Genomic DNA, 22,921 nt, shown 5'->3' with positions numbered 1-22,921 from the left:
TGGAAAGTGGAGAGGGGAAGCTGTCTGTCAAATCGACCTTCCGAACAGGACATAACGAAAACTGCCAACGGCGCGGGAGGAGACCCTTCCGACAGGCCTTCATGGCGAACCAGCATATCCTTCGGCCTCGGCGCGGTGGCCTTCGGCGTGAAGGACGGGGGCTTCAACTATTTCCTGCTGCTGTTCTACGGCACGGTCGTCGGACTGGAGCCCGGCCTCGTCGGCCTTGCCATTTTCATTGCCCTGTTCGTCGATGCGCTGAGCGATCCGCTGGTCGGATACTGGTCCGACAATTTCCGCTCCCGATGGGGGCGTCGCCACCCCTTCATCTATGCCTCTGCCCTGCCCTGTGCGGTCAGTTTCTGGTTCCTCTGGAATCCGCCTGACGGGTGGAGCGACGCCCAGCTGTTCGCCTACCTGCTGGTGGTGGCGATCATAATCCGCACGGCCATCACGTTCTACCAGACGCCCAGTTCCGCCATGCTGCCCGAACTTTCGTCCAATTACCGGGAGCGTACGCGGCTGGAGGCGTACCGGGTTTTCTTCGGCTGGCTGGGCGGTGCGTCCCTTGCAGCGCTGATGTTCGGCGTATGGCTGGTGCCGACAGAGGAATTCGGTGACGGCATTCTCAACCGCGATGCCTATTCCACCTATGGTTTCGTCGCTTCGATCCTGATGTTCCTCAGCATCGTGATCAGCGGTATCGGCACGCACAGCGAAATCGCCGGTTTTCGCGACCCGCCGGTGCGGGATCGACGCCTGAGCATCCGGGAAATCTTCCGCGAAATCTACGAATCGCTCGCCGACAAGAGCTTCCTGGCGATTTTCTGGACCGCCGTGCTGGGATCGACCGCAACCGGCGTGTCCACTTCGCTCACCTTCATCATGTGGACCTATTTCTGGGGCTTCGACGAGGGCGAACGGTTCCTGCTGACAGCGTTCGTGTTCCTGTCCGTGCTGGTCGCTTTCCTGCTCGCCCCCCTGGCGGTGCGTGTCTGGGGCAAGAAGCGCGCGGTGATCCGGCTGGGGATCGTCGCCTTCACCGTCCTTCCGGGGATCGTCGCGCTCAGGCTGGCGGGACTTCTGCCGGAGAACGGGGACTCCGCCCTCTTCCCCACGGTCGCGGTCATCTACGTCATCGACATGGCGCTGGTCATCGCTGCGCAGATCGTCATCTACTCGATGGTCGCCGACCTGGTGGAAGGCGGGGAATTGCGGACCGGCAGGCGCTCGGAAGGCGTGTATTATTCCGCCATCACCTTCACCCGCAAAACCGTGGTCGGTATCGGGGCGCTGATCGGCGGCCTGATCCTGTCGGCCGTGGCCATTCCCGACGGCGCGGACCCGTCCAGCGTCGCAGAGGACAAGCTGTTCACGCTGGGCGCGCTTTACGCCCCGGCGCTGTTCATCCTCTGGATGGGAATGCTGGGGGCCGTGTCACGCTATCGCATCGACGAAGCGACGCACGAGGCGAACCTGCGCCGCCTGCAGGAACGCCGGGGCGGCTGACGCAGCGCGGGTGCCGGACCGGCATCCTGCTACGCACGTCTTCGGCCGCCCGGCGCCGCGTCCCAATCAGCCTGCCTTGGCGAGACCGTTCATGCGCGAGAGAATATCTTCCGCCTGCTGCATGATACCGTCGATCAGTTCCTGGCAGGTGGGAATGTCTTTAATAAGGCCAGCCACCATGCCGCAGCTCCATGCACCCTTGTCCATGTCGCCTTCCATCATGATCTTGGGATAGACGCCCGCGACTTCCTCGATGATGTCTTCGAACTTTATGTCGTCGCCGAGGCGCTTTTCCTTCTCCAGCAGGCGTTCTACAGCTTCGTTCGTCATCACGCGCTCCGTGTTGCGGAGGGGCCGCATGACGAGCCGGGTGTCCAGCTCGCTCGCCGCGACGATGGCCTTCTTCACGTTCTCGTGCACCGGCGCTTCCTTCGTCGCGATGAATCGCGTGCCCATGTTCATGCCCTCTGCCCCCATGGCGAGGCTGGCGACGAGACTGCGCCCGTCGGCCATGCCGCCGCTCGATACGAAGGGGATGTCGAGTTCATCGGCCGCCCGCGGCAGGAGGATGAAGTTCGGCACATCGTCCTCGCCCGGATGGCCACCGCATTCGAAGCCGTCGACAGACACCGCGTCGCAGCCGATATCCTGCGCTTTCAGGGAGTGTCGCACGCTGGTGCATTTGTGGATGACCCTGATCCCGGCATCCTTCAGCGGCGGAAGCAGTTCGGAAGGGTTGCGTCCGGCGGTCTCGACCACCTTCACCCCGCCTTCGATGATGGCTTTCACCAGGCCGGGGTAATCGGGCGGCGTCAGGGTGGGAAGCAGCGTCAGGTTCACGCCGAAGGGCTTGTCCGTCATGTCGCGGCACTTGGCGATTTCGTTCGCCAGCTTCTCCGGCGTGCCCTGCGTCAGGCCGGTAATGATGCCCAGACCCCCGGCATTGGAAACCGCCGCTGCCATTTCAGCAAATCCGACATAATGCATTCCGCCCTGGATGATGGGGTGCTGAATGCCGAACATTTCGGTGATGGCGGTTTTCATGATTGCAGGTTCCTTCCCGGTTTATCGAATCCGGGGCGAACCCTTGCCGAGCCGCGCGCAAAGCTCAATCATCGATTTCAAATCGAAACGTCTTGGCGGGGGAAATGAAAACTATCGCGCGGGCGTCACACGCAGACGGGCGACAGGTGCCAGGGGCACCCGTCTCTCGTCATCATTTTCAGAAGAAAAGTCCCAAGTGGCGCGAGTGACGGGACTCGAACCCGCGACCCTCGGCGTGACAGGCCGATACTCTAACCAACTGAGCTACACCCGCGCATTCAAGCGGCAGCGCCTCTTGGGAGCGGCGCAATTAGGCCAGCCTCCCGTGGCTGTCAATCGCTGTCTGCGGGAAAAATGAACCTTTTCCGATTGAGTGGAAATTAACCATATCTTGGCGCTTTGCCGTCACTCCCCTCCCGGCCGGTCGGACACCTCCCTGCCGGCCTGTTTCGGGGGAAATTCATGCGCCGATTTTATGTCGCCGGTTCGCTGGCATTGCTCGCAGCATCGACAGTAGCCGCCCAGGGCACCGTAGCCATCGAACGTTCCGTCTTCGTCGAACAGGCGGAAATGCGCGGCGGTCAGGCCGTGCGCGAATTGCAACCGGCCACGACCTTGCGAAAGGGCGACCGCGTAGTCCTGATGCTGCACTGGAAGGCGCCGGGACGCGACCGCGATTTCGTCGTCTCCAGCAAGCTGCCACGCGATCTCGCCTTCCGCCGCAGCGGCGGCCGCGATGCGCGCGTGTCGATCGACGGCGGCAAGAGCTGGGGCCGGCTGGAGGAGCTGCGCGCAGGCAACAGGCGCGCAACGCGCGAGGACGTCACCCACCTGCGCTGGTATGTCAGCGATGCCGAAGCCGCGCTAGGCAGCGGGACCGTCAGTTTCGCTGCCGTCGTTCGGTAGCGCCTAGTTCGAAACGATCAGGACCGGCGTTTCCAGCAGCTTCTTCAGCGCCTGGACGAAGCTTGCCGCGTCCCAGCCATCGACCACGCGGTGATCACAGCTGATCGAGATATTCATCAGCTTGCGTTTCTCGATCCGCTCGCCCCCCTGCCCGTCGCCGACATACATCGGACGCTCGACGATCTTGTTCGGGCCGATGATAGCGACTTCGGGACGATTGATGACCGGCGTCGTGGCAATCCCGCCGAGCGGGCCGAGCGATGTGACCGTCAGCGTGCCGCCGGTCAGTTCGTCCTTCGTCGCCTTGCCGGTGCGAGCAGCCTCTGCGAGGCGGGAAATCTCGTTCGCCAGCTGCCAGACGTTCTTCGCCTGCGCATTCTTCAGGACAGGGACCATCAGCCCCGCATCGGTCTGTGCCGCCATCCCCATGTGCACGGCACCGTGACGGGTCACAACGCCTGCCTCATCGTCATAGCGGGCATTGATCATCGGGAAATCCGGCAATGTCTTGCAGATGGCCGTGATTAACAGCGGCAGGATCGTCAGTTTCGACTTCTCGCCGCGATTGGCGTTCAGCTGCGCGCGCATTTCTTCGAGATCGGTCACGTCGACTTCCTCGACGTAGGAGAAATGCGGGATGTTGCGCTTCGATGCGGCCATGTTCTCGGCGATCTTCCGCCGCATGCCGATGACCTTCTTTTCCTCGTCCTCGCGCGCCGGAGTGGCGGCGGAATAGCCCGAATTATAGGTCAGGAACTGGTCGAGATCGCCGTGACGCACGCGGCCGTCCTCGGCAGGTTTGACCTGCCCCAGGTCGATCCCGAGCTCCTTCGCGCGTTTGCGCACGGCCGGGGTAGCGAGGACCTTCGACGCCTGGGTGGGCTCAGGCGCAGGAGCAGTTTCCTGTTTCGGGGCCGGCTGCGGGTCGGCCGCCATGGCATCGTCGGCGTCCGAGGGATCGGAAGTCTCGACCTCGATCCGCTCCTCGACCTCTTCATCCTTCGGCGCTGGGGCCGGAGCCGGATCCCCGGCATTGTCCGGTTGCTCCTCGTCCTCATGCTGGTCGGGCACCTCGCCTTCGACTTCGACCGTGATCAGCATGGAGCCGACGGCGATGATGTCGCCCACCTCGCCAGCGACTTCGATCACCTTACCATCGACAGGGCTTTCGATGTCGATCGTCGCCTTGTCGGTCATCACGTCGACCAGGTGCTGGTCTTCGGACACGGTGTCGCCGACCTTCACGTGCCATTCGACGATTTCCGCCTCGGCCACGCCTTCGCCCACATCGGGCATGTTGAAGATGAATTTCGCCATGGCGGTCAGTCCTTCAGGATCTTGTCGATGGCCTCGCCGATACGGACGGGACCGGGGAAATAGGCCCATTCGAGACTATGCGGATAGGGCGTGTCGAAACCGGTCACGCGCTCGATCGGGGCCTCGAGATGGTAGAAGCAGCGTTCCTGCACCAGAGCCGAAAGCTCCGCGCCGAAACCCGATGTGCGGGTCGCCTCGTGCACGATCATGCAGCGGCCCGTTCGCTTCACCGAAGCCTCGATCGCCTCGATGTCGAGCGGGACCATGGTTCGCAGGTCGAGAATGTCGGCCTCCACGCCCTTCTCGCGGCAAACGGCCTCGGCCACGTGGACCATCGTTCCGTAAGCCAGCACGGTCAGTTGCTCGCCTTGCGTGACCTGCCGCGCCTTGCCGAGCGGGATCTTGTAATACCCTTCGGGAACGACGCTTTGCGCGTGCTTCTTCCACGGCTCGACCGGCTTGTCGTAATAGCCGCTGAAGGGCCCGTTATAGATCCGCTTCGGCTCGAAGAAGATGACCGGGTCGTTATCCTCGATCGCGCTGATCAGCAGGCCCTTCGCGTCGTAAGGCGTGGACGGGATGACCGTCTTCAGGCCGGACACGTGGGTGAACAGCGATTCGGGGCTCTGGCTGTGGGTCTGCCCACCGAAAATGCCGCCGCCGAAGGGGCTGCGAACGGTCAGCGGGGCGATATATTCCGCCGCCGAGCGATAGCGCAGCCGCGCCGCTTCGCTGATGAGCTGGTCGAGCCCGGGATAGATGTAATCGGCAAACTGGATTTCCGGGATCGGCCGCAGGCCGTAGGCGCCCATGCCGACTGCCACGCCGATGATGCCGCATTCGTTGATGGGCGTATCGAACACACGCGTCTTGCCGTGTTTTTCCTGCAAGCCGGCCGTACAGCGGAAAACGCCGCCGAAATAGCCGACATCCTCGCCGAAGACGACGGTGTCCTTGTCCCGCTCCAACATGATGTCGAGCGCTTCGTTAATCGCCTCGATCATGTTGAGGCGGCGTTCCGCGCCCGCTTCGGCCGGGGCTGTGTCATGCGGCGCTTCGGTGGTTGCAGCCTCGCTCATCAGCCCTGCCCTCCCCTGGCCGGTAGTCCTTCGGGAAACTTGGTCTCCCGTTCGTGGATCGCCTGTTCGGCCTGTTCCTTCAGATGCCAGGGCAATTCCTCGAACACGTCTTCGAACATGGTGCGGAACGGGTGGTGGAGACCGTGGCCAAGGATACCGTTCTTCTCGGCTTCCTTGGTCGTCTTCTTCACCAGGTCGACGCATTCGGCGTCGAGTGCCTCCTGCCGTTCCTCGTCCCATTCGCCGATGGCTATCAGGTGCTTCTTCAGCCGGTTGATCGGATCGCCCAGCGGCCATTCCTCGCGTTCCTGCGCGCTGCGATAGCCACTGGGATCGTCGGAGGTCGAATGCCCTTCCGCACGGTAGGTGAAGAATTCGATGAGCGTCGGCCCGGCATTGGAGCGCGCCCGGTCGGCCGCCCATTTCTCGGCCGCATAGCAGGCAAGCGGGTCGTTTCCGTCGACACGCAGGCTGGCGAGGCCATAGCCGAGGCCGCGCGCGGCAAAGGTCGTGCGCTCACCGCCGGCGAACCCGCTGAAACTCGAGATCGCCCACTGGTTGTTGATGACGTTCAGGATGACCGGCGCGTTGTAGACGGTCGCGAATGTACAGGCGGAATGGAAGTCTCCCTCTGCCGTGCTGCCTTCGCCGACCCAAGTCGCGGCGATGCGGCTGTCGCCCTTGATGGCACTGGCCATTGCCCAGCCCACCGCCTGCGGCGTCTGTGTGGCGAGGTTGCCGGAAATGCTGAAAAAGCTTTTCTCGCGGCTGGAATACATGATCGGCAGCTGGCGGCCCTTCAGCTTGTCGCCCTTGTTCGAGTAGATCTGGTTGATCATCTCGATCAGCGGGTAATCGCGCGCGATCAGGACACCCTGCTGGCGATAGCTGGGGAATACCATGTCATCGCTGGCGAGCGCCATGGCGGTGGCGACGCTGGTTGCCTCTTCGCCGGTACACTTCATGTAGAAGCTGGTCTTGCCCTGACGCTGGCCGCGGAACATCCGCTCATCGAAAGCGCGCACGAGAGCGAAATGCCGCATCATTTCGCGCAGGGTGTCGGGCGAAAGCTTCGGATCCCATGGGCCGTGCGCCTGGTCGTCATCGCCCAGCACCCGGATCAGGTCATGTGCCAGCGGCGCGGTTTCCATCGCATCGCAGGCCTCGTCCGGGCGCATCTGCTGGCCCGCATCGGGGATCTTCAGATGGCTGTAGTCGACGGTATCGCCGGGACGGAAATTGGGTTCGGGCACGTGCAGGGACAACGCGGGCTTGTTACGCCCCGCTCCCGCTTCGGCTTCAGGCCTGTCGGCCATAGGTTCTCTCCCGCTGACCGGCAGAATTGCCAGACGTATAATTTCAATCGCGCGTATTTTTATTTCGCGCGAAGCCTTCGGTCAAGGTCCCCGCCGGAACCCGCGCATCACACGGCCACCGGCGCCTTCAACGGACCGTGCGGCGCGTAGCCGTGAACCTCGAAATCCTCGATTGCATAGTCGAATATCGTTTCCGGACGCCGCGTAATCTCAAGCGTCGGGCGACCCTGCGGTTCCCGCCCCAGCTGTTCCTCGATCAGGTCGGCGTGATTGAGGTAGAGATGCGTGTCCCCGCCCATCCAGACCAGTTCGCCCGGCAGCAGGTCGGCCTGCTGTGCCAACATTCGTTGCAGCAATGCTGCGGACCACAGGTTGAAAGGCAGACCCAGCGCCACGTCGCAGCTGCGCTGGTAGAGCAGGCAATTCAGGCGGGCATCGGCGCCCTGCCCGGCGACATGGAACTGGTAGGTCTTGTGACACGGCGGCAGGGCCATCCGGTCGAGCTCCGCGACGTTCCAGCCTTCGATGATGTGGCGGCGACTGCCGGGATTGTCCCTCAGCGAGGCAACGACCTGAGCCACCTGGTTGATGCCTTCGCCCGGCTCGTAGAGGCCGTCCTTGCGATATCGCCAGGTGGGCCAGTCGACCCATTGCTTGCCGTATACAGGGCCAAGGTCGCCCCAGCGGCGCGCAAACGATTCATCTTCGGCAATACGGGCCACGAAGTCATCGAGCGCGATGCTGTCCCCGGTTTCACGCACGTAGCGGGCATGGGGCCATTCGTTCCATATCTTCACGCCCTGCAGGACCAGCGGCCGGATATTGGTCTCCCCGGTCAGGAACCACAGCATCTCGCGCGTTGCGGTCTTCCAGTAGACGCGCTTCGTCGTCAGCAGCGGCATGGCCCCGCCGCCAAGGTCGAATCGCAATTGCGTCCCGAAGATCGAGCGCGTTCCGATGCCCGTGCGATCGATCCGCTCGTCTCCCTCGCGCCAGATGCGGCGCATGAGGTCGAGATATTGCTGTTCGGGGTGCGGGTCTGCGCGATTTTCCATCGCGAAATGCCTTAGCGGCAAAATGCCTGCTTGCCACCCTGCACGCCCCCACCTATAGGCACGCGCCTTGCCTCGACCCGCACAGCCACCGCGCTGGACGGGACCGACACGGTCGGGGAGTAGCTCAGCCTGGTAGAGCACTGTCTTCGGGAGGCAGGGGCCGGAGGTTCGAATCCTCTCTCCCCGACCAATTTATTTTTTGCGAACGATATAAGCGAACCGCCTGCCGAGCCTTTACGTGCGCTGCATGACAGGCTCCGGCTTTAGTTTGCTTTCGTATTGAGCGTCGCCCATCGAACGCGGATTACCTCATCCCAATCCAGTACGATTCATACCTTGCGCTTGGGCTTGCTAATCCTCACCCCCTTTGCAGAACCGTCCAAGCCGTTTTGCGAAGAGAAGTGATGTGAGCAGAAAAACCGCCCAGATAACTGGGGTCACGGGACAGGACGGCGCGTATCTTTCGCGGTTGTTGCTGGAGAAGGGGTACGACGTTCACGGCGTGAAACGGCGTTCCTCGCCCTTCAACACGGGTCGGATCGAAGACATTTATCAGGACCCTCACGAGGCGGAACCACGGCTTCACCTGCATTATGGCGATCTGACCGACTCCACCAATATCATCCGGATCATGCAGGAAACCCGGCCTGATGAAGTCTACAATCTGGCAGCACAAAGCCACGTGGCAGTCAGCTTCGAGACACCGGAATATACAGCCAATGCCGATGCCACCGGCACGTTGCGTCTGCTCGAGGCTTTGCGCATCCTCGGGATGGAACAGGCGGTCAGGTTCCATAAGGCACCCACCAGCGAACTTTAGGGCTTGGCGCAAGAGGTTCCCCAGAACGAAAACACTCCATTTTATCCGCACAGCCCCTACGCTGTCGCCAAGCTCTATAGTTACTGGATCACGGTGAATTACCGCGAAGCCTACGGAATTCACGCATCGAACGATATCGCGTTCAATCACGAAAGCCCGCTGCGCGGCGAAACCTTCGTGAGGCGCAAGATCACGCGCGCAGCCGCCGCGATCAAGCTGGGCCGGCAGGAAAAGCTGTACCTGGGCAATCTGGACGCGAAGCGGGACTGGGGCCATGCGAAGGAATATGTCGAAGGCATGTGGCGTATGCTGCAGCAGGACGAACCCGACGATTACGTCCCGGCGACCGGTGAAACCGTGACCGTCCGCCATTTCGTCGACAAGGCGTTTGCCGAGACCGGCGTGACCCTCCGCTGGGAGGGTGAAGGCGTCGACGAGAAAGGCTATGACGCGGATGACGGCCGGCTGCTTGTCGAAGTGGACCCGCGCTATTTCCGGCCTACCGAGGTTGACCTGCTGGACCAGCGCGCAGTTTTCGCCTGGATGGAACAGCGCAGTCCCGATGCCGTGGCCATCGCTGCAGCCAAGGTTGGCGGGATCATGGCGAACGACACCTATCCGGCCGATATTCTTTACCAGAACCTGGTCATCGAGACGAACCTGATAGAAGGGGCGCACCGTGCCGGCGTCGACCGGCTCCTGTTCCTCTGTTCCTCCCGCATCTATCCCAGGTTTGCCGAACAGCCGATCCAGGAAAGCGCGCTGCTGACCGGCCCGCTCGAGCCGACGAACGAATGGTACGCCATAGCGAAAATTGCCGGCATCAAGCTGTGCCAGGCCTATCGCAAGCAGTATGGGCGCGACTACATCTCCGGAATGCCGACGAACCTGTACGGCCCGGGCGATAATTTCGACCTGGAATCGAGCCATGTGATCCCCGCCCTGATGCGAAAGGCGCACGTGGCGAAAGTTTCGGGCGCCGACACTATCACGATCTGGGGCACGGGCACTCCGCGCCGCGAATTCCTGCATGTCGACGACTGCGCCAGTGCATGCGTTCACCTGCTGCAGGGCTATAGCGGCGAGGAGCACCTGAATATCGGATCGGGCGAGGATTTGCCGATCTACGATCTGGCAACGCTGATCTGCGATGTCGTCGGCTTTGAAGGGACGATCGTCAGGGACGAAACGAAGCCCGACGGCACCCCGCGCAAGCTGATGGCGGCCGATCGGCTGGAGGCGATGGGCTGGCCCCCGCAGATCGACCTTCGGGATTGGCTTGCGATGACCTATCAGTGGTTTCTTGCGAACGAGGACACCGCGCGCGGGGCGTCCTTTTCCTCCGAGAACTTGGAACGGCCCCGCTGCCGGACGATTTCCCCGGCATAGGAGACCCCGCCCCTTGGCAAATCGTGAAGACACAGACCGCCACCGCGCCGTGCCCAGCGGGCGCATAGCCCGTCTCGCCGGGTTCGGCAGGCTGGCCGGCGGCGTCGCCGGTTCGGTCATCGGGCAAGGGGCGCGGCAGCTTGCATCGGGACAGCGGCCCCGGATGGAAGACCTGCTGCTGACCCCGGGGAACGCCGCGCGGCTGGCGGACCGCCTGTCGCATCTGCGCGGCGCCGCCATGAAGCTGGGCCAGATGATCAGCATGGATGCGGGCGACATGCTTCCGCCGGAACTGGCCGACATTCTCGCCACGTTGCGCGACCGCGCCAATTTCATGCCTCCGCGCCAGCTCGACACCGTCCTGGCGCAGGAATGGGGCAAGGACTGGCGCACCATGTTCCGCCGGTTCGAACCGAGGCCGATTGCCGCGGCCAGTATCGGTCAGGTCCACCGGGCCCTGACGCGCGACGGGCGTATACTGGCGATCAAGGTGCAATATCCCGGCGTCGCGCAGAGCATCGACAGCGATGTCGACAATGTGGCGAGCCTGCTGAAATTATCGGGACTGCTGCCGAAGGAACTGGACATCGCGCCGCTGCTGACCGCGGCGAAGGAGCAGTTGCACGAGGAAGCGGATTACGGCCGCGAGGGCGAACAGATGCAGCTCTATGCCCGGCTTCTGGCCGGGACGGACGGGTTTGTCGTACCGGAACTGGACGACGAACTGACGCGGGACCGCATCCTTGCGATGAGCTTCGAGGACGGCATCCCGATCGAGAGCCTCGCGTCGGAGCCACAGGACCTTCGCGATATCGTGTTCGAGCGCTGCATCCGCCTCGTCGCACGCGAACTCTTCGAATTCGGCGTCATGCAGACCGATCCCAACTTCGCCAATTTCCGGTACCGGCGCGCAGATGACGGGGAGGCAGGACAGGTCGTCCTGCTCGACTTCGGTGCGACCCGCGCCGTCGCCCCGGATGTGGGGCGCGCCTATCGCAGGCTATTGGAGGCAGGGCTCGCCGGGGATTCGGATAAGATCAAGGCGGAGGCCATCGCTGCCGGCTTCATGAGCCCTGCGGTCATCGAACGGCATTCCGAGCGTGTCGAACGCATGATCGCGATCATCGTCGGCGAGATGAGCGAGGATGCGCCCTTCGACTTCGGCGATCGCTCCTTCGTACCGCTGCTGAGGGACGAAGGCATGGAAATAGCGAAAGACCGTCAAACCTGGCACCTGCCTCCCGCCGAAACGCTGTTCGTCCAACGCAAGGTCAGCGGCACGGCCCTCCTGGGTGCGCGGCTCGGCGCCAGGGTCAATGTCAGGCGCGTCGTCGAGGAGACGCTGGCGAAGACGGAAGGCGGTGATTAATCTGCCGGTCAGGCGCGCGCGCTACCGCGCAGCACAAGCTACCCAAGGATCCGACCCATGCATTCCAAGACAAATTTCGCCCGCAAGACCGTTGCCGCGCTCGCGCTCGGCGCGGTCGTCGTGACGCTGACCGCCTGCAATACGGTCAAGGGCCTCGGCCGGGATATCGAATCCGTCGGCGAAGCGGGTGACCGCGCGATCTAGGCACGGCCACCACGCCAAGCTCAGCCTTGCTGCGATTCGATCCAGCGATCGATATGCGCATCGAGCACGCTGAGCGGGACCGATCCGTTTTCCAGAACGGCATCGTGGAACGATCGCAGGTCGAAATCCGAACCCAGCGCCTCCTCGGCGCGGGTGCGTAGTTCGCGGATTTTGAGTTCGCCGATCTTGTAGGCGAGCGCCTGTCCCGGCCATGTGATGTAGCGATTGACCTCGGCATCGATATTGCCGGGGCTGAGTGCGGTATTGTCGAGCATGAAGTCGACCGCCTCCTGCTTGCTCCAGCCCTTCGCATGGATGCCGGTATCGACGACCAGCCGCGCTGCACGCCACATCTCGTAGCTCAGCCGGCCCATTTCCTTCGCCGGCGTGTCGTATAGCCCCATCTCGATGCCGAGACGTTCCGAATAGAGGCCCCAGCCCTCGACGAAGGCCGTGAAGAACGTGCCATTGGCCCGCAGCGGATGGATGTCGAGTTCCTGCTGCAATGCGATCTGGTGGTGATGGCCGGGCACGGCTTCGTGCACGCCGAGGGCGGGGAGTTCCCACAGCGGACGCTGGTCGAGCTCGGTCGTATTGATCCGGTAAATGCCGGCGGCCCCGGTATCGAGCGAGCCGGATTCGTAATAGGCGGTCGTGTTGCCCGGCGCCTGCGCAGCGGGGATCGGCGAGACGGTATAGGGCTGGCGGGGCAGCGTGCCGAACAGCTTCGGCATCCAGCCGTCGATCTCCTTCGCCAGCGCCTGCACGTATCGGACATACTCGTCCGCGTCGGTCATGTAATATTGCGGGTCGGTGCGCAGGTGCTCGATATAGGCCTCGCGGCTGTCGAAGCCGGCGCTGGCTGCCACCTCCGCCATTTCGGACCGGATGCGTGCAACTTCCGACAGACCGAGCTCGTGCACCTCGTCAGGCGTCATGTCGGTGGTCGTGAAACTGCGTACGCGGTAGGCGTAGTAGTCCTCGCCGCCCGGCGTCGCCAGGATGCCCGGCGTACCGGTGCGGCATTCGGGCAGGTATTCCTCGACATAGAAATCGCGGAAGTCGCGGTAGGACGGGAAGACCGCATCTTCCAGCGCGACGCTTGCCCGGTCCTTGAAAGCCTCCCATTCGTCATCGCCGATGGTGGACGGCTTTTCCGCGAACGGGCTCCAGAACGGAGACTGCGTGTAATCGTCCACAATCTGCTGGGATATGCGGTCCTCCAGTCCCTCCATCGGGCCGCAGGGCTGCGTCAGGCCGCGCGTCACCGCTTCCCGGCTGCGCGCGATGCCGTCGGCATTGACCGCGGCAAACGCTTCCAGCCGCGAGACGTAGCTTTCGTAATCCGCCGCGGTGAACAAGGGCGAGCGATAGGGGAGCGATGCGAACCACGTGAACCAGCCGCCCCTGTTGGTGAAGATGACATAGCGGTTCTGGTCGAAAGCCGCCCCTTCGATATTGTCTTCGAAGCTGCGCTTCAGGATCGCGTAATCGATCCGCAGATCTTCGGGCAGAGCGCTCTCGTCGATGGCATTCAGCCGGGCCAGAAACGCGCGGTTCTCCTCCACCTGCCGATCATATTCCTCTAGCGAGAGATCGCCCAGCTTCCCGTCGCCCCGTCGGTCGCCGACGCTGGTTGCGAGCTGGGGCGAGGAATCGAGGGTTGCCTGCCAGATTTCCTCGCGGAGATCTGTGTAATCCTCGGCCGGTCCGGCATGGGCCGGCGAAACCAGCGCCGTGCTAATGGCGAGGGCTGCGATGAAACTGCGCATGATCGGTATCCTCCCGTGTTCGTTCGTTACCGTCCTATTGCGCGCGAGGGGTCCGGTCCAGTATCGCTGGAACCATGGAACCACGCCCCGCCGTCCTGTTCGTATGCCTCGGCAATATCTGCCGCTCCCCGCTGGCGGAGGCCGCCTTTCGCAGGCGCGCCGCAGAAGCGGGGCTGTGCGCCGATGCGGACAGTGCCGGCACCGCCGATTACCATGTCGGTTCGCCGCCGGACGAACGCAGTGTCGCCGAAGCGGCACGTCACGGTATCGACATTGCGAACTACAAGGGGCGGCAGGTGCATATGCGCGATTTCATGCGCTTCACCCATATCCTCGCGCTCGACCATTCGAATCTCGAAAACCTGCAACGGCTCGCCCCGCCTGACGCAACCGCCCGCGTGGGCCTGCTGATGGATGCCGTTCCGGGCCGGGAAGGCGCGGCCGTCGCCGATCCGTATTACGGCGGGGAGGAAAACTTTCGCGATACGTGGGAGGATGTGGACGCGGCGGCAAAAGCGCTGGTCGAGAGGTTTACCGACCGCGCCTGAGGGCCGGGCGCCGATTGCCTAACCGCCGCGCAGGAGCTGCACGCCGTAATCACGCTCCATCAGGTAGAGGAGCGTGCGGGCCGCCTGTCCCCTGTCGCTCGCCAGCCCCCCGTCCCGCTCTACCAGGATGCGGGCGTCGTCATGTGCGACCGGCAGCCATTTCTGGATCTGCTCCAGCGTGGCAATGCGGAACGGGGTGTCACCGGACTGCCGCGTGCCGAGAAGCTCGCCCCCTCCCCTCAGTTCGAGGTCTTCCTCAGCGATACGGAATCCGTCCTGCGTCTCTCGCATCAGGGCGAGGCGTTTCTTGCCCGTTTCCGACAGGGTCTCGCCGCGCAGCAGAAGGCAGACCGATTTCTCGCTCCCGCGCCCCACACGCCCCCTCAACTGGTGAAGCTGTGCAAGGCCGAAACGCTCTGCCTGTTCGATGACCATCAGTGTGGACGACGGCACGTCGACACCAACCTCGATAACGGTCGTCGCGACCAGCAGCTTTGCCTCGCCGCTGGCGAAGCGGGTCATGGCCGCGTCCTTCTCTTCGGGTGCGAGCTGCCCGTGGACCAGCACGACATCGTCGCCGAACCGTTCCTTCAGCCCTGCATAGCGCGCCTCGGCTGCGGCAATGTCCACCGTCTCGCTGTCGCGGACCATCGGGCACACCCAATAGGCCTGCTGCCCGCCCGCGATATGCCGCGCAATGCCGTCCACCACCTCGTCCATCCGCGCCTGCGGAAACACCCGCGTATCGATTGCCTGCCTGCCCGGTGGCAATTCGTCGAGCCTGCTGACTTCCATTTCGCCGTACTGGGCCAGCGTCAGCGTGCGGGGGATCGGGGTTGCCGTCATCGCCAGCGTGTGCGGCGTGACGCGGCCCTTGCTCGCCAGCATCAATCGCTGGGCAACGCCGAAGCGGTGCTGTTCGTCAATCACGACAAGGCCCAGATCCCTGTATCCGACGCTGTCCTGGAAAATCGCATGGGTTCCCACGACCATGTCGATGCTGCCGTCGAGCAGACCCATCAGGATGCTGGTACGTGCCTTGCCCTTGTCCCGGCCGGTCAGCAGGGCGATCTCTACCCCCGTCGGACGTGCCATCGCACGCAGCGTCTCGAAATGCTGGCGAGCGAGGATTTCCGTCGGAGCCAGCAAGGCGGCCTGCGCCCCTGCCTCAACCGCCACCAGCATCGCTTCCAGCGCGACGACGGTCTTGCCCGCGCCGACATCGCCCTGCAGCAGGCGCAGCATGGGCGTCGCCTGCGCCATGTCGCCGGTGATTTCCCGGACGGACCGATCCTGCGCGCCCGTCAGCGGAAAGGGCAGTTCCAGCTTCCCCAGCAATGAGCCATCGCCGACCAGTGCACGCCCCCGGCGCTGCCGGTTATCGGCCCTGACCAGCATCAGGGCGAGGCTGTTGGCAAGCAACTCGTCGTAGGCAAGACGCTCCCGCGCCTTCGCGTTCTCTCTCTTGTGCGCCAGTTTCAGCGCATCGGCCCAGTCCGGCCAGCCTTCTTTCTCGAACAGGGCGGGATCGATCCATTCGGGAAGTTCGGGCAGCTTGACCAAGGATTGTGCGACGAGGCCCGCAACCTTTGGCTGGGTCAGGCCTTCCGCGAGGGCATAGACGGGTTCGCACAAACGCTTCAGCGTTTCGCCGCCATCCTCGACCACGTGGTCGGGATGGACGATCTGCAGCATGTCGCCATACCGGTCGAGCCTTCCGGCGACCCAGCGCGGCTCCCCGACAGGTAGCAATTTCTTGCCGGTATAGGACGCGCGCCCGAAATAGGTGATGGCGATGATATTGCCCGCACTGTCCTGCGCAAGCACGCGGTAGGGGCCCCGCCCGGGATTACGCGGCGCGCGGTGCTCCGTCGCCGTCAGCTGGACGACGATCTGCTCGCCCTCGCCAGCCTCGTCCACGTTCTGCACCGCGCGACGGGTCACGAAGCGTTCGGGCAGGTGATAGGCTACGTCCCGCACCCGGTTCAGGCCAAGCCGCGCGAGCGGTTTCATCAGCTTGGGGCCGACGCCGTCCAGCGTCTCTATCTCGGCAAACAGGGGATTGAGAATCTCGGGGCGCATCTGACACGGACCTATAGCCGCTTGCACGCCGATTTCGAGTGGCCTAACCGCCCATCCATGCCTGAAGCACTCTCTTTCGAAGGTCGGCTCGCCCGCGCGCGGTTTCGCGCATGGCACCGCGGCACACGCGAAGCGGATTTCATGATCGGGGGTTTCCTCGACCGGTATTCCTCCACATGGGAAGAAGCGGAGCTTCGCTGGTTCGAGCGGCTGCTGGATGAGGACGATGTAGACATCATGGCATGGGCGCTCGGCACGCAGGCCATACCTGCCGAATTTGCCGGCACGCTGATGGATACCATGCGCAAGCTCGACTACGTGGATATTCCCCGCTGAGAAGAATCAGCGCAAAACATCGCGGCACGGGAACGCCCTGCCCCTTGCGACGCTAAGGCCAGAGAATGCCCGACCTCTCCCGCATCCTGAAGGCTGACAAGCCGCTCACGCTTGCAAGCGTGGCCCGCGGGGCGCAGCCGCTGGTCATGGCGGATATGGCGCGTGCGGCGACGGGGCGCGGCGTCTTCATCGCGCCCGACGAAGCGGCCATGCGGTCCGTCGCCGATGCCGCTCGTTTTTTCGCGCCGGAACTGGAAGTGCTGGAGTTTCCGGCATGGGACTGCCTGCCCTACGACCGCGCGAGTCCCGCGCTATCGATAAGCGCCCAGCGGCTCGCCACCCTGCACAGCCTGCAGCGCGGCAAGGTCGGCTCGCAATTGCTCGTCACGACCGTCAATGCGGTCCTGCAACGCGTGCTCACTCCTTTTCGTATCCGGGAAAGCGTACGGGAGCTGAAGCCCGGCTTCGAAATCGGTCATGAAACCCTGTCCGCGCTGCTGCGCAAGCAAGGTTACACCCGGTCCGATACCGTGGTCGATCACGGCGAATACGCGATGCGCGGCTCGATCGTCGACATCTTCCCCTCGGGCCTCGACCAAGGCCTGCGGCTCGACTTCTTCGGTGACGAACTGGAATCGCTGCGCCTGTTCGACCCTGCGACGCAGCGCACCACGGGAACGCTCGACAGCTTCCTGCTGCTGCCGGCCAGCGAAGCGTTGCTCGATGACGAGAGTATCAAGCGTTTCCGCAGCCGGTATCGCGAGAAATTCGGCGCCGCAGCCACGCAGGACCCGCTTTACGAGGCTGTCAGCGAAGGTCGCCGCCAGGCGGGCATGGAGCATTGGCTCCCCCTGTTCGAGGAACGTCTGGTCACGCTGTTCGATCATCTTGGAGACGACGATACGGTCGTCGCGGACAATGCGGTGCTGCAGGCAGGGGACGAGCGTCTTTCCGACATTGCCGATTACCGCGAATCCCGGGCCAACGCGACGGGACAGGCCAAGGGCGGCTATCGACCGCTGGAGACAGAGGCGCTGTATCTCGCAGCGGACGAGTGGCAGCAGGCGCTCGTCGACGCGCCGGTCCATCGCAGCGTCATCTTCGCCGAACCCGAAAGCGATGCCGTCGTCGATTTCGGCTTTACCTCCGCCCGGGATTTCGCGCCGGAACGGGCGCGCGGCGACAATGTGTACGAGGCCGCATCAAAACATCTCGCCAGCCTGACCAAGGCCGGAAAACGGCCGATCCTCGCCACCTATTCGGAAGGGTCGCGCAGCCGCATCGCCTCCATCCTTTCGGAGGCGGGATCGGAAACGCTGCTTGCGGAAAGCTGGCAGGATGCACTGGGCAAATCCGCCAAGGGCAAGCCTGTCGCCGTCGTGCTGCCGATCGAAACCGGCTTCGCCAATGACGAGATGCACCTGCTGACGGAGCAGGACATGCTCGGCGATCGGCTGGTGCGCCGCAAGAAGAAGCGCAAGGACAGCGACGCCTTCCTTGCCGAATTGCAGGCCCTGAACCGCGGCGACCTGGTGGTCCATGTGGAGCACGGCATCGGCAAGTATCTGGGCCTGGAACCCATTGCCGCGGGCAAGAGCCAGCACGATTGCGTGATGCTGGAATATGCCGGCGGCGACAAACTCTACATCCCGGTCGAGAATATCGACGTCCTGACCCGATACGGGAGCAGCGAACAGGCGGTGCAACTGGACCGCCTGGGCGGCGAGGCATGGCAGCGCCGCCGCGCAAAGCTGCGCGAACGCATCCAGGCGATTGCCGGCGAACTGATGAAGACCGCCGCCGCACGCGCCCTGCGCAAGGCGCCTGTCCTGGAAGTCGAGGAGGCCGGCTACAACCAGTTCCTCGACCGCTTCCCATGGGAAGAAACGGACGACCAGGAACGCGCGATTGCCGACGTCCTGCGGGACCTGGAAAGCGGGCGCCCGATGGACCGCCTCGTTTGCGGCGATGTCGGGTTCGGGAAGACCGAGGTTGCGCTCAGGGCTGCCTTCGTTGCCGCGATGAACGGCCAGCAGGTTGCCGTGGTCGCCCCGACCACGCTGCTGGCGCGCCAGCATTTCCAGAACTTCTCGGACCGGTTTGCCGGTTTCCCGCTGAAAGTCGGACGCCTGTCGCGCCTCGTCCCTTCGGCCGAAATGAAGGACACGCGTGAGGGCCTCGCGAGCGGCGACATCGACATCGTCGTGGGCACGCACGCCATCCTGTCGAAATCGACCAGCTTCAAGAACCTCGGCCTCGTCATTGTCGACGAGGAACAGCGCTTCGGCGTGACCCACAAGGAGAAACTGAAGCAGTTGCGCGCCGACGTGCACATGTTGACCCTGACCGCCACGCCAATCCCGCGGACGCTGCAGATGGCCATGACCGGGCTGCGCGAACTCAGCACCATCCAGACGCCGCCGGTCGACCGTCTCGCGGTGCGGACCTACGTCATGGAATGGGACGACATGGTCATGCGCGAGGCCTTGCTGCGCGAACATCATCGCGGCGGGCAAAGCTTCATCGTGGTGCCGCGCATTTCGGACATGGAGCCGCTGGAGGAATGGCTGCGCGAAACCGTGCCCGAGGTGAAGGTCGTGACGGCCCATGGCCAGATGGGCGCAAGCGAGGTCGAAGAACGCATGAGCGCGTTCTACGAGAAGAAATACGATATCCTCCTCTCGACGACCATCGTCGAAAGCGGGCTAGACATTCCCAGCGCTAACACGATCATCATCCACCGCGCGGACCGCTTCGGGCTGGCCCAGCTTTACCAGCTGCGCGGCCGCGTCGGACGGGCCAAGCTGCGCGCCTACGCCTACCTGACCTATGCGCAGGACATGCAACTGTCGGAAGTGGCCGAAAAACGCCTGAAAGTGCTTGGCGATCTCGACTCGCTGGGCGCAGGTTTCCAGCTTGCCAGCCACGACCTGGACATACGCGGCGCAGGCAATCTGGTCGGGGACGAGCAATCCGGCCATATCCGGGAAGTCGGGTTCGAACTCTACCAGTCGATGCTGGAAGACGCGATTCTGGCGGCCAAGGCCGGCGAAGCCGGGCTGGAGAAGGACACGCGCGACCTCAGCCCGCAGATCACCGTCGATGCCCCTATCATGATCCCGGAAGACTACGTCCCGGACCTTGCCGTGCGCATGGCGCTTTATCGCCGCCTGAATCAGGCGCAGGACAAGGCCGAGATCGAGAGCATGGCGGCAGAGATGATCGACCGGTTCGGCCCCCTGCCCGATGCGACGCGGAACCTCGTCCGCCTGCTCGAAATCAAGCATCAGGCGATCGAGGCAAACATTGCGAAGATCGATGTCGGCGCGCGCGGCACGCTGGTTACGTTCCACGAGGACAACTTCCCCGACGGGCCGGGGCTCATCGCCTATGTCGATCGCCTGAAAGGTACGGCGAAGCTGCGCCCCGACATGAAGCTGGTGATCAACCGCGCATGGGGCGATCCGCAGAGCCGCCTGAACGGCCTGTTCCAGTTGACGAAGGGCCTGAGCGGGATCGCCCGCAAGAAGCGCAAGGCATCTGAAAAAACCGCGGCTTGACCGTAGCGGCTATCGGCGAGAGAGAGTCAGGAAATCGTCCGGCCTGATGGGCCGGCTTTTCAGGAACCCCTGGTAGATCGCACAGCCTTCCCGCTCGGCGATGGTGCGCTTGTCCGCGCTATCGATCCCTTCGGCGACCACGGTCAGATCGAGCGCGCGCGCCATGGCGATGATGGCTTTCAAGACCTCTACATCGCGAGGATCGTCGGCTATCCCGTCCACCATCGCGCGGTCCAGCTTCAACAATCGCAAGGGCAGGACTTTCAGGTACCGGAAGTTGCAGAAACCCGCCCCGAAATCATCCAGCGCAATCGCGATCCCCGCAGCATCGAGCCGGGCCAGGACCTTCGCAGCTGCATCCACGTCGCCCAGCAGGACCTGCTCCGTGATTTCCAGCGTCAACCGCGACGGATCGAGGCCGGTCTTTGCCACCAGCGCGAGAAACTCCGAAGCGAAACCGGCGGCAGCCACGTCGGACGGTGTCACGTTGAGCGAGAGCTTCATCGCCTCCGGCCAGCGGCCCGCGTGTTCCAGCGCGCGCTCGGCGACATGGCGTGACAGGGCCGAGGTCTGGTCCGCCAGCTGCGCGATGGCAAACAGCGTCCCCGCACCGATCTGACCGAGCGCCGGATGATTCCAGCGGGCGAGCGCCTCCGCCCCGACCAGCCTGTCGTCGGGCAGTGAATATTGCGGCTGGAAGCGAAGCTCTATTTCGTTGCGAGCCATTGCGCCGATCAGGTCCGCTTCGAGCTGCGCGCCGCTGATGCCGATGGGGACGTGCGACCGGTCGATCCATGTGATGCGGCGTCCGGGATCACCCTTCATCTGCCCGAGAGCTTCCGCGAGCCGGTCCAGGACTGCCTGTGCATCCTCACCGCCCGCCGCGCGGATCAGGGCAATGCGTGGCCAAAGACGAAGGCTCACATCCGCCTCGACAGCAGCAATCGGCAGCGCGACGGCATCGGCCAGTGCCTCGCCAAGCCATTGCCAGCGCTCGCGCGTGCATTCTTCCCGCAGGGCGAGAAGGAACTTCCCCCCGCCGAGCCGCGCGGCGATCCAGTTGGACAGCTCGAACTCGTCTTCTGCAAAGTGCACGAGGCGGCGCGCGATCTCGGCGAGCGCTCCGTCACCTGCGGCTTCGCCAAATGCGAGATTGACGGTTTCGAAGCGCCCCAGGCTCAGGACCATCGCGTGAACGGGCGGCCCCGATCCCGCCAGCCATTCGTCGAGCCGCGCCAGCGACGCTGCCCGGCCAGGCAGGCCTGTCAGCATATCTCTCTCGATTGCGGCCATCTCGTTCATCTGCCTAGCCCTAGCGACGGTCCGGCGGCAAATCTCTGGTCTTTGACGCGGGCGTCATCTTATGGGACGGCGCAACAGATTTTGGAATTCGGAGAGAGAGATGAGCGGTTCGCATGAGTTTACACGGCTGACACTGCTTGCCGTGGATTCCGAGCGTGCGCGCGAGGCAGCTTCGGAGCTTTCCGGGATATACGATTTCGTTTCCTCGGACGAAGCCGATGCGATCGTCGTGCTGGGCGGCGACGGCTTCATGCTGCAAACGCTTCACCAGATGCTCGATGCGGGCGATGTGAAGCCGGTATATGGCATCAATATGGGCACAGTCGGGTTCCTTATGAACAAGTCCCGCAAGCGCCCCGACCTGCTCGCCGCGGTGAACAGGGCAAGCGCACGCGCAATCGCGCCCTTGCGCATGGAGGCCACCGGTCAGGACGGCAGCATACAGACCCGCTTTGCGATCAACGAAGTCTCGCTGCTGCGCGAAACGCGCCAGACCGCGAAAATCGAGGTCGAGGTCAGCGGCAAGGTCCGGATACAGGAACTGGTTTGCGACGGGGTGCTCGTCGCGACGCCCGCGGGTTCGACAGCCTACAATCTCTCGGCCAACGGCCCGATCCTGCCGCTCGATTCCCAGCTCATCGCCCTCACCCCCATCAGCGCCTTCAGGCCCCGCAGGTGGCGCGGGGCCGTGCTGCCGGAACGCAACGACGTCATCTTCCGGGTCCGGGAACCGGACAAACGCCCCGTTGCCGTGGTCGCGGACCAGACGGAGTTTCGCGACGTGGCACAGGTGTGTATCTCCATCTCGCGAGAGCAGGAACTGACCCTGCTGTTCGACCGCGGACACTCTCTCGACGAACGGATCGTCGCCGAGCAATTCGTGACCTGAACGCCGCATCCGGGGCATCCACGAAAACAAGTGCATTTTCCCGGCAAAGCCCCCTTGCCAAAGGAATCCCCGCCCCATATAGGCCCCGTCTGCCTGTCGGGCTGCTCCCCGATAGCTCAGCGGTAGAGTAGGTGACTGTTAATCACTTGGTCGTTGGTTCGAATCCAACTCGGGGAGCCACTTTTTCCAGCCTTCTGAACAGCGATCCCTGTGCGGTGCGGTTTCGCTGATCGGCGGAAGTTCTCTCCCTCATCATCAAGCGACCCGCGGTTTACCCGTGAAAGCCGACCTTCCCTGCGTTTCCTGACTGTCCCTCCGCGACCACGGGATGCCGGATACGGTTAAGTTACAGAATTAAACTGATTCTTATCATATGTGGTTTTTCCGGCCGCCTATGGCAGCTAAAGCGTACCCATAAAACAAA

At 63.5% G+C, this 22,921-nt stretch carries 16 protein-coding genes, 3 tRNA genes and 2 pseudogenes; 12 read left to right on the top strand and 9 right to left on the bottom strand.

Annotation, left to right across the window (positions count from 1 at the left end; genetic code table 11):
* Nucleotides 1-51: 51 nt before the first annotated feature.
* Nucleotides 52-1,509 (top strand): MFS transporter, encoded by a 1,458-nt coding sequence (locus tag PF049_08190; GenBank protein ID WBY17884.1) that lies wholly within the window; start codon nt 52-54, stop codon nt 1,507-1,509.
* Between the two features lie 66 nt (nt 1,510-1,575).
* Here the strand turns inward: PF049_08190 and PF049_08185 are convergent, their stop codons facing one another.
* Together PF049_08185 and PF049_08180 are read right to left on the bottom strand one after the other, a co-directional pair.
* Nucleotides 1,576-2,553, bottom strand: coding sequence for a nitronate monooxygenase family protein (locus tag PF049_08185; GenBank protein WBY15589.1), 978 nt, complete (start codon nt 2,551-2,553; stop codon nt 1,576-1,578).
* 197 nt (nt 2,554-2,750) lie between these two features.
* Nucleotides 2,751-2,827: transfer RNA gene (locus PF049_08180), tRNA-Asp, on the bottom strand.
* Nucleotides 2,828-3,015: 188 nt separating this feature from the next.
* Here PF049_08180 and PF049_08175 point away from each other — a divergent pair.
* A complete protein-coding gene (locus tag PF049_08175; protein WBY15588.1) occupies nt 3,016-3,459 on the top strand; it encodes a hypothetical protein in 444 nt (147 codons plus the stop codon).
* 3 nt (nt 3,460-3,462) lie between these two features.
* On the opposite strand, the gene PF049_08170 is transcribed toward PF049_08175, so the two are convergent.
* The 4 genes from PF049_08170 to thyA all read right to left on the bottom strand — a co-directional run bounded on the left by PF049_08170 (nt 3,463) and on the right by thyA (nt 8,226).
* Complete coding sequence (locus PF049_08170; protein ID WBY15587.1) at nt 3,463-4,776, bottom strand: dihydrolipoamide acetyltransferase family protein; 1,314 nt, start codon at nt 4,774-4,776, stop codon at nt 3,463-3,465.
* 5 nt (nt 4,777-4,781) lie between these two features.
* On the bottom strand, nt 4,782-5,780 hold the full coding sequence (locus tag PF049_08165) for an alpha-ketoacid dehydrogenase subunit beta (GenBank protein WBY17883.1): 999 nt from the start codon (nt 5,778-5,780) through the stop codon (nt 4,782-4,784).
* Between the two features lie 74 nt (nt 5,781-5,854).
* Nucleotides 5,855-7,171: a 3-methyl-2-oxobutanoate dehydrogenase (2-methylpropanoyl-transferring) subunit alpha gene (locus PF049_08160; protein WBY15586.1), complete on the bottom strand. Its 1,317-nt coding sequence runs from the start codon at nt 7,169-7,171 to the stop codon at nt 5,855-5,857.
* A gap of 107 nt (nt 7,172-7,278) precedes the next feature.
* Nucleotides 7,279-8,226, bottom strand: a complete 948-nt coding sequence (gene thyA, locus PF049_08155) for a thymidylate synthase (GenBank protein WBY15585.1) — start codon at nt 8,224-8,226, stop codon at nt 7,279-7,281.
* Nucleotides 8,227-8,339: 113 nt separating this feature from the next.
* Here thyA and PF049_08150 point away from each other — a divergent pair.
* From PF049_08150 to PF049_08130, 5 genes and pseudogenes are all read left to right on the top strand, one after another.
* Nucleotides 8,340-8,416: transfer RNA gene (locus PF049_08150), tRNA-Pro, on the top strand.
* Nucleotides 8,417-8,632: 216 nt separating this feature from the next.
* Nucleotides 8,633-9,565: pseudogene (gene gmd, locus PF049_08145) on the top strand (GDP-mannose 4,6-dehydratase).
* A pseudogene (locus tag PF049_08140) lies at nt 9,551-10,435 on the top strand (GDP-L-fucose synthase). Before gmd ends, PF049_08140 begins: the two co-directional pseudogenes overlap by 15 nt.
* A 13-nt stretch (nt 10,436-10,448) precedes the next feature.
* Nucleotides 10,449-11,804, top strand: coding sequence for an AarF/ABC1/UbiB kinase family protein (locus tag PF049_08135; GenBank protein ID WBY15584.1), 1,356 nt, complete (start codon nt 10,449-10,451; stop codon nt 11,802-11,804).
* A 57-nt stretch (nt 11,805-11,861) separates the two neighbouring features.
* Complete coding sequence (locus tag PF049_08130; GenBank protein ID WBY15583.1) at nt 11,862-12,008, top strand: entericidin A/B family lipoprotein; 147 nt, start codon at nt 11,862-11,864, stop codon at nt 12,006-12,008.
* 20 nt (nt 12,009-12,028) lie between these two features.
* Here the strand turns inward: PF049_08130 and PF049_08125 are convergent, their stop codons facing one another.
* Nucleotides 12,029-13,780, bottom strand: coding sequence for a DUF885 domain-containing protein (locus tag PF049_08125; protein ID WBY15582.1), 1,752 nt, complete (start codon nt 13,778-13,780; stop codon nt 12,029-12,031).
* A 74-nt stretch (nt 13,781-13,854) separates the two neighbouring features.
* Here PF049_08125 and PF049_08120 point away from each other — a divergent pair, with 74 nt between their 5' ends.
* Nucleotides 13,855-14,328, top strand: a complete 474-nt coding sequence (locus PF049_08120; protein ID WBY15581.1) for a low molecular weight phosphotyrosine protein phosphatase — start codon at nt 13,855-13,857, stop codon at nt 14,326-14,328.
* An 18-nt stretch (nt 14,329-14,346) separates the two neighbouring features.
* On the opposite strand, the gene recG is transcribed toward PF049_08120, so the two are convergent.
* Nucleotides 14,347-16,410 (bottom strand): ATP-dependent DNA helicase RecG, encoded by a 2,064-nt coding sequence (gene recG / locus PF049_08115; GenBank protein WBY15580.1) that lies wholly within the window; start codon nt 16,408-16,410, stop codon nt 14,347-14,349.
* Nucleotides 16,411-16,467: 57 nt separating this feature from the next.
* On the opposite strand from recG, the gene PF049_08110 reads away from it, so the two are divergent.
* Both PF049_08110 and mfd read left to right on the top strand, forming a co-directional pair.
* Entirely contained in the window at nt 16,468-16,746 is a 279-nt protein-coding gene (locus tag PF049_08110) for a succinate dehydrogenase assembly factor 2 (GenBank protein WBY15579.1), read from the top strand.
* Nucleotides 16,747-16,811: 65 nt separating this feature from the next.
* Nucleotides 16,812-20,306 (top strand): transcription-repair coupling factor, encoded by a 3,495-nt coding sequence (gene mfd / locus PF049_08105; protein WBY15578.1) that lies wholly within the window; start codon nt 16,812-16,814, stop codon nt 20,304-20,306.
* 9 nt (nt 20,307-20,315) lie between these two features.
* Here the strand turns inward: mfd and PF049_08100 are convergent, their stop codons facing one another.
* On the bottom strand, nt 20,316-21,608 hold the full coding sequence (locus tag PF049_08100; protein WBY15577.1) for a GGDEF domain-containing phosphodiesterase: 1,293 nt from the start codon (nt 21,606-21,608) through the stop codon (nt 20,316-20,318).
* Between the two features lie 100 nt (nt 21,609-21,708).
* Here PF049_08100 and PF049_08095 point away from each other — a divergent pair, with 100 nt between their 5' ends.
* Nucleotides 21,709-22,497, top strand: a complete 789-nt coding sequence (locus PF049_08095; GenBank protein ID WBY15576.1) for an NAD kinase — start codon at nt 21,709-21,711, stop codon at nt 22,495-22,497.
* A gap of 105 nt (nt 22,498-22,602) precedes the next feature.
* Nucleotides 22,603-22,677 (top strand) — tRNA-Asn (locus PF049_08090).
* The last annotated feature ends 244 nt before the right edge of the window (nt 22,678-22,921 follow it).

Source organism: Erythrobacteraceae bacterium WH01K, assembly GCA_027941995.1.
In the GTDB taxonomy this organism is placed as follows: Bacteria; Pseudomonadota; Alphaproteobacteria; order Sphingomonadales; family Sphingomonadaceae; genus CAJXSN01.
This window is presented reverse-complemented; position numbering and strand designations above follow the sequence as displayed.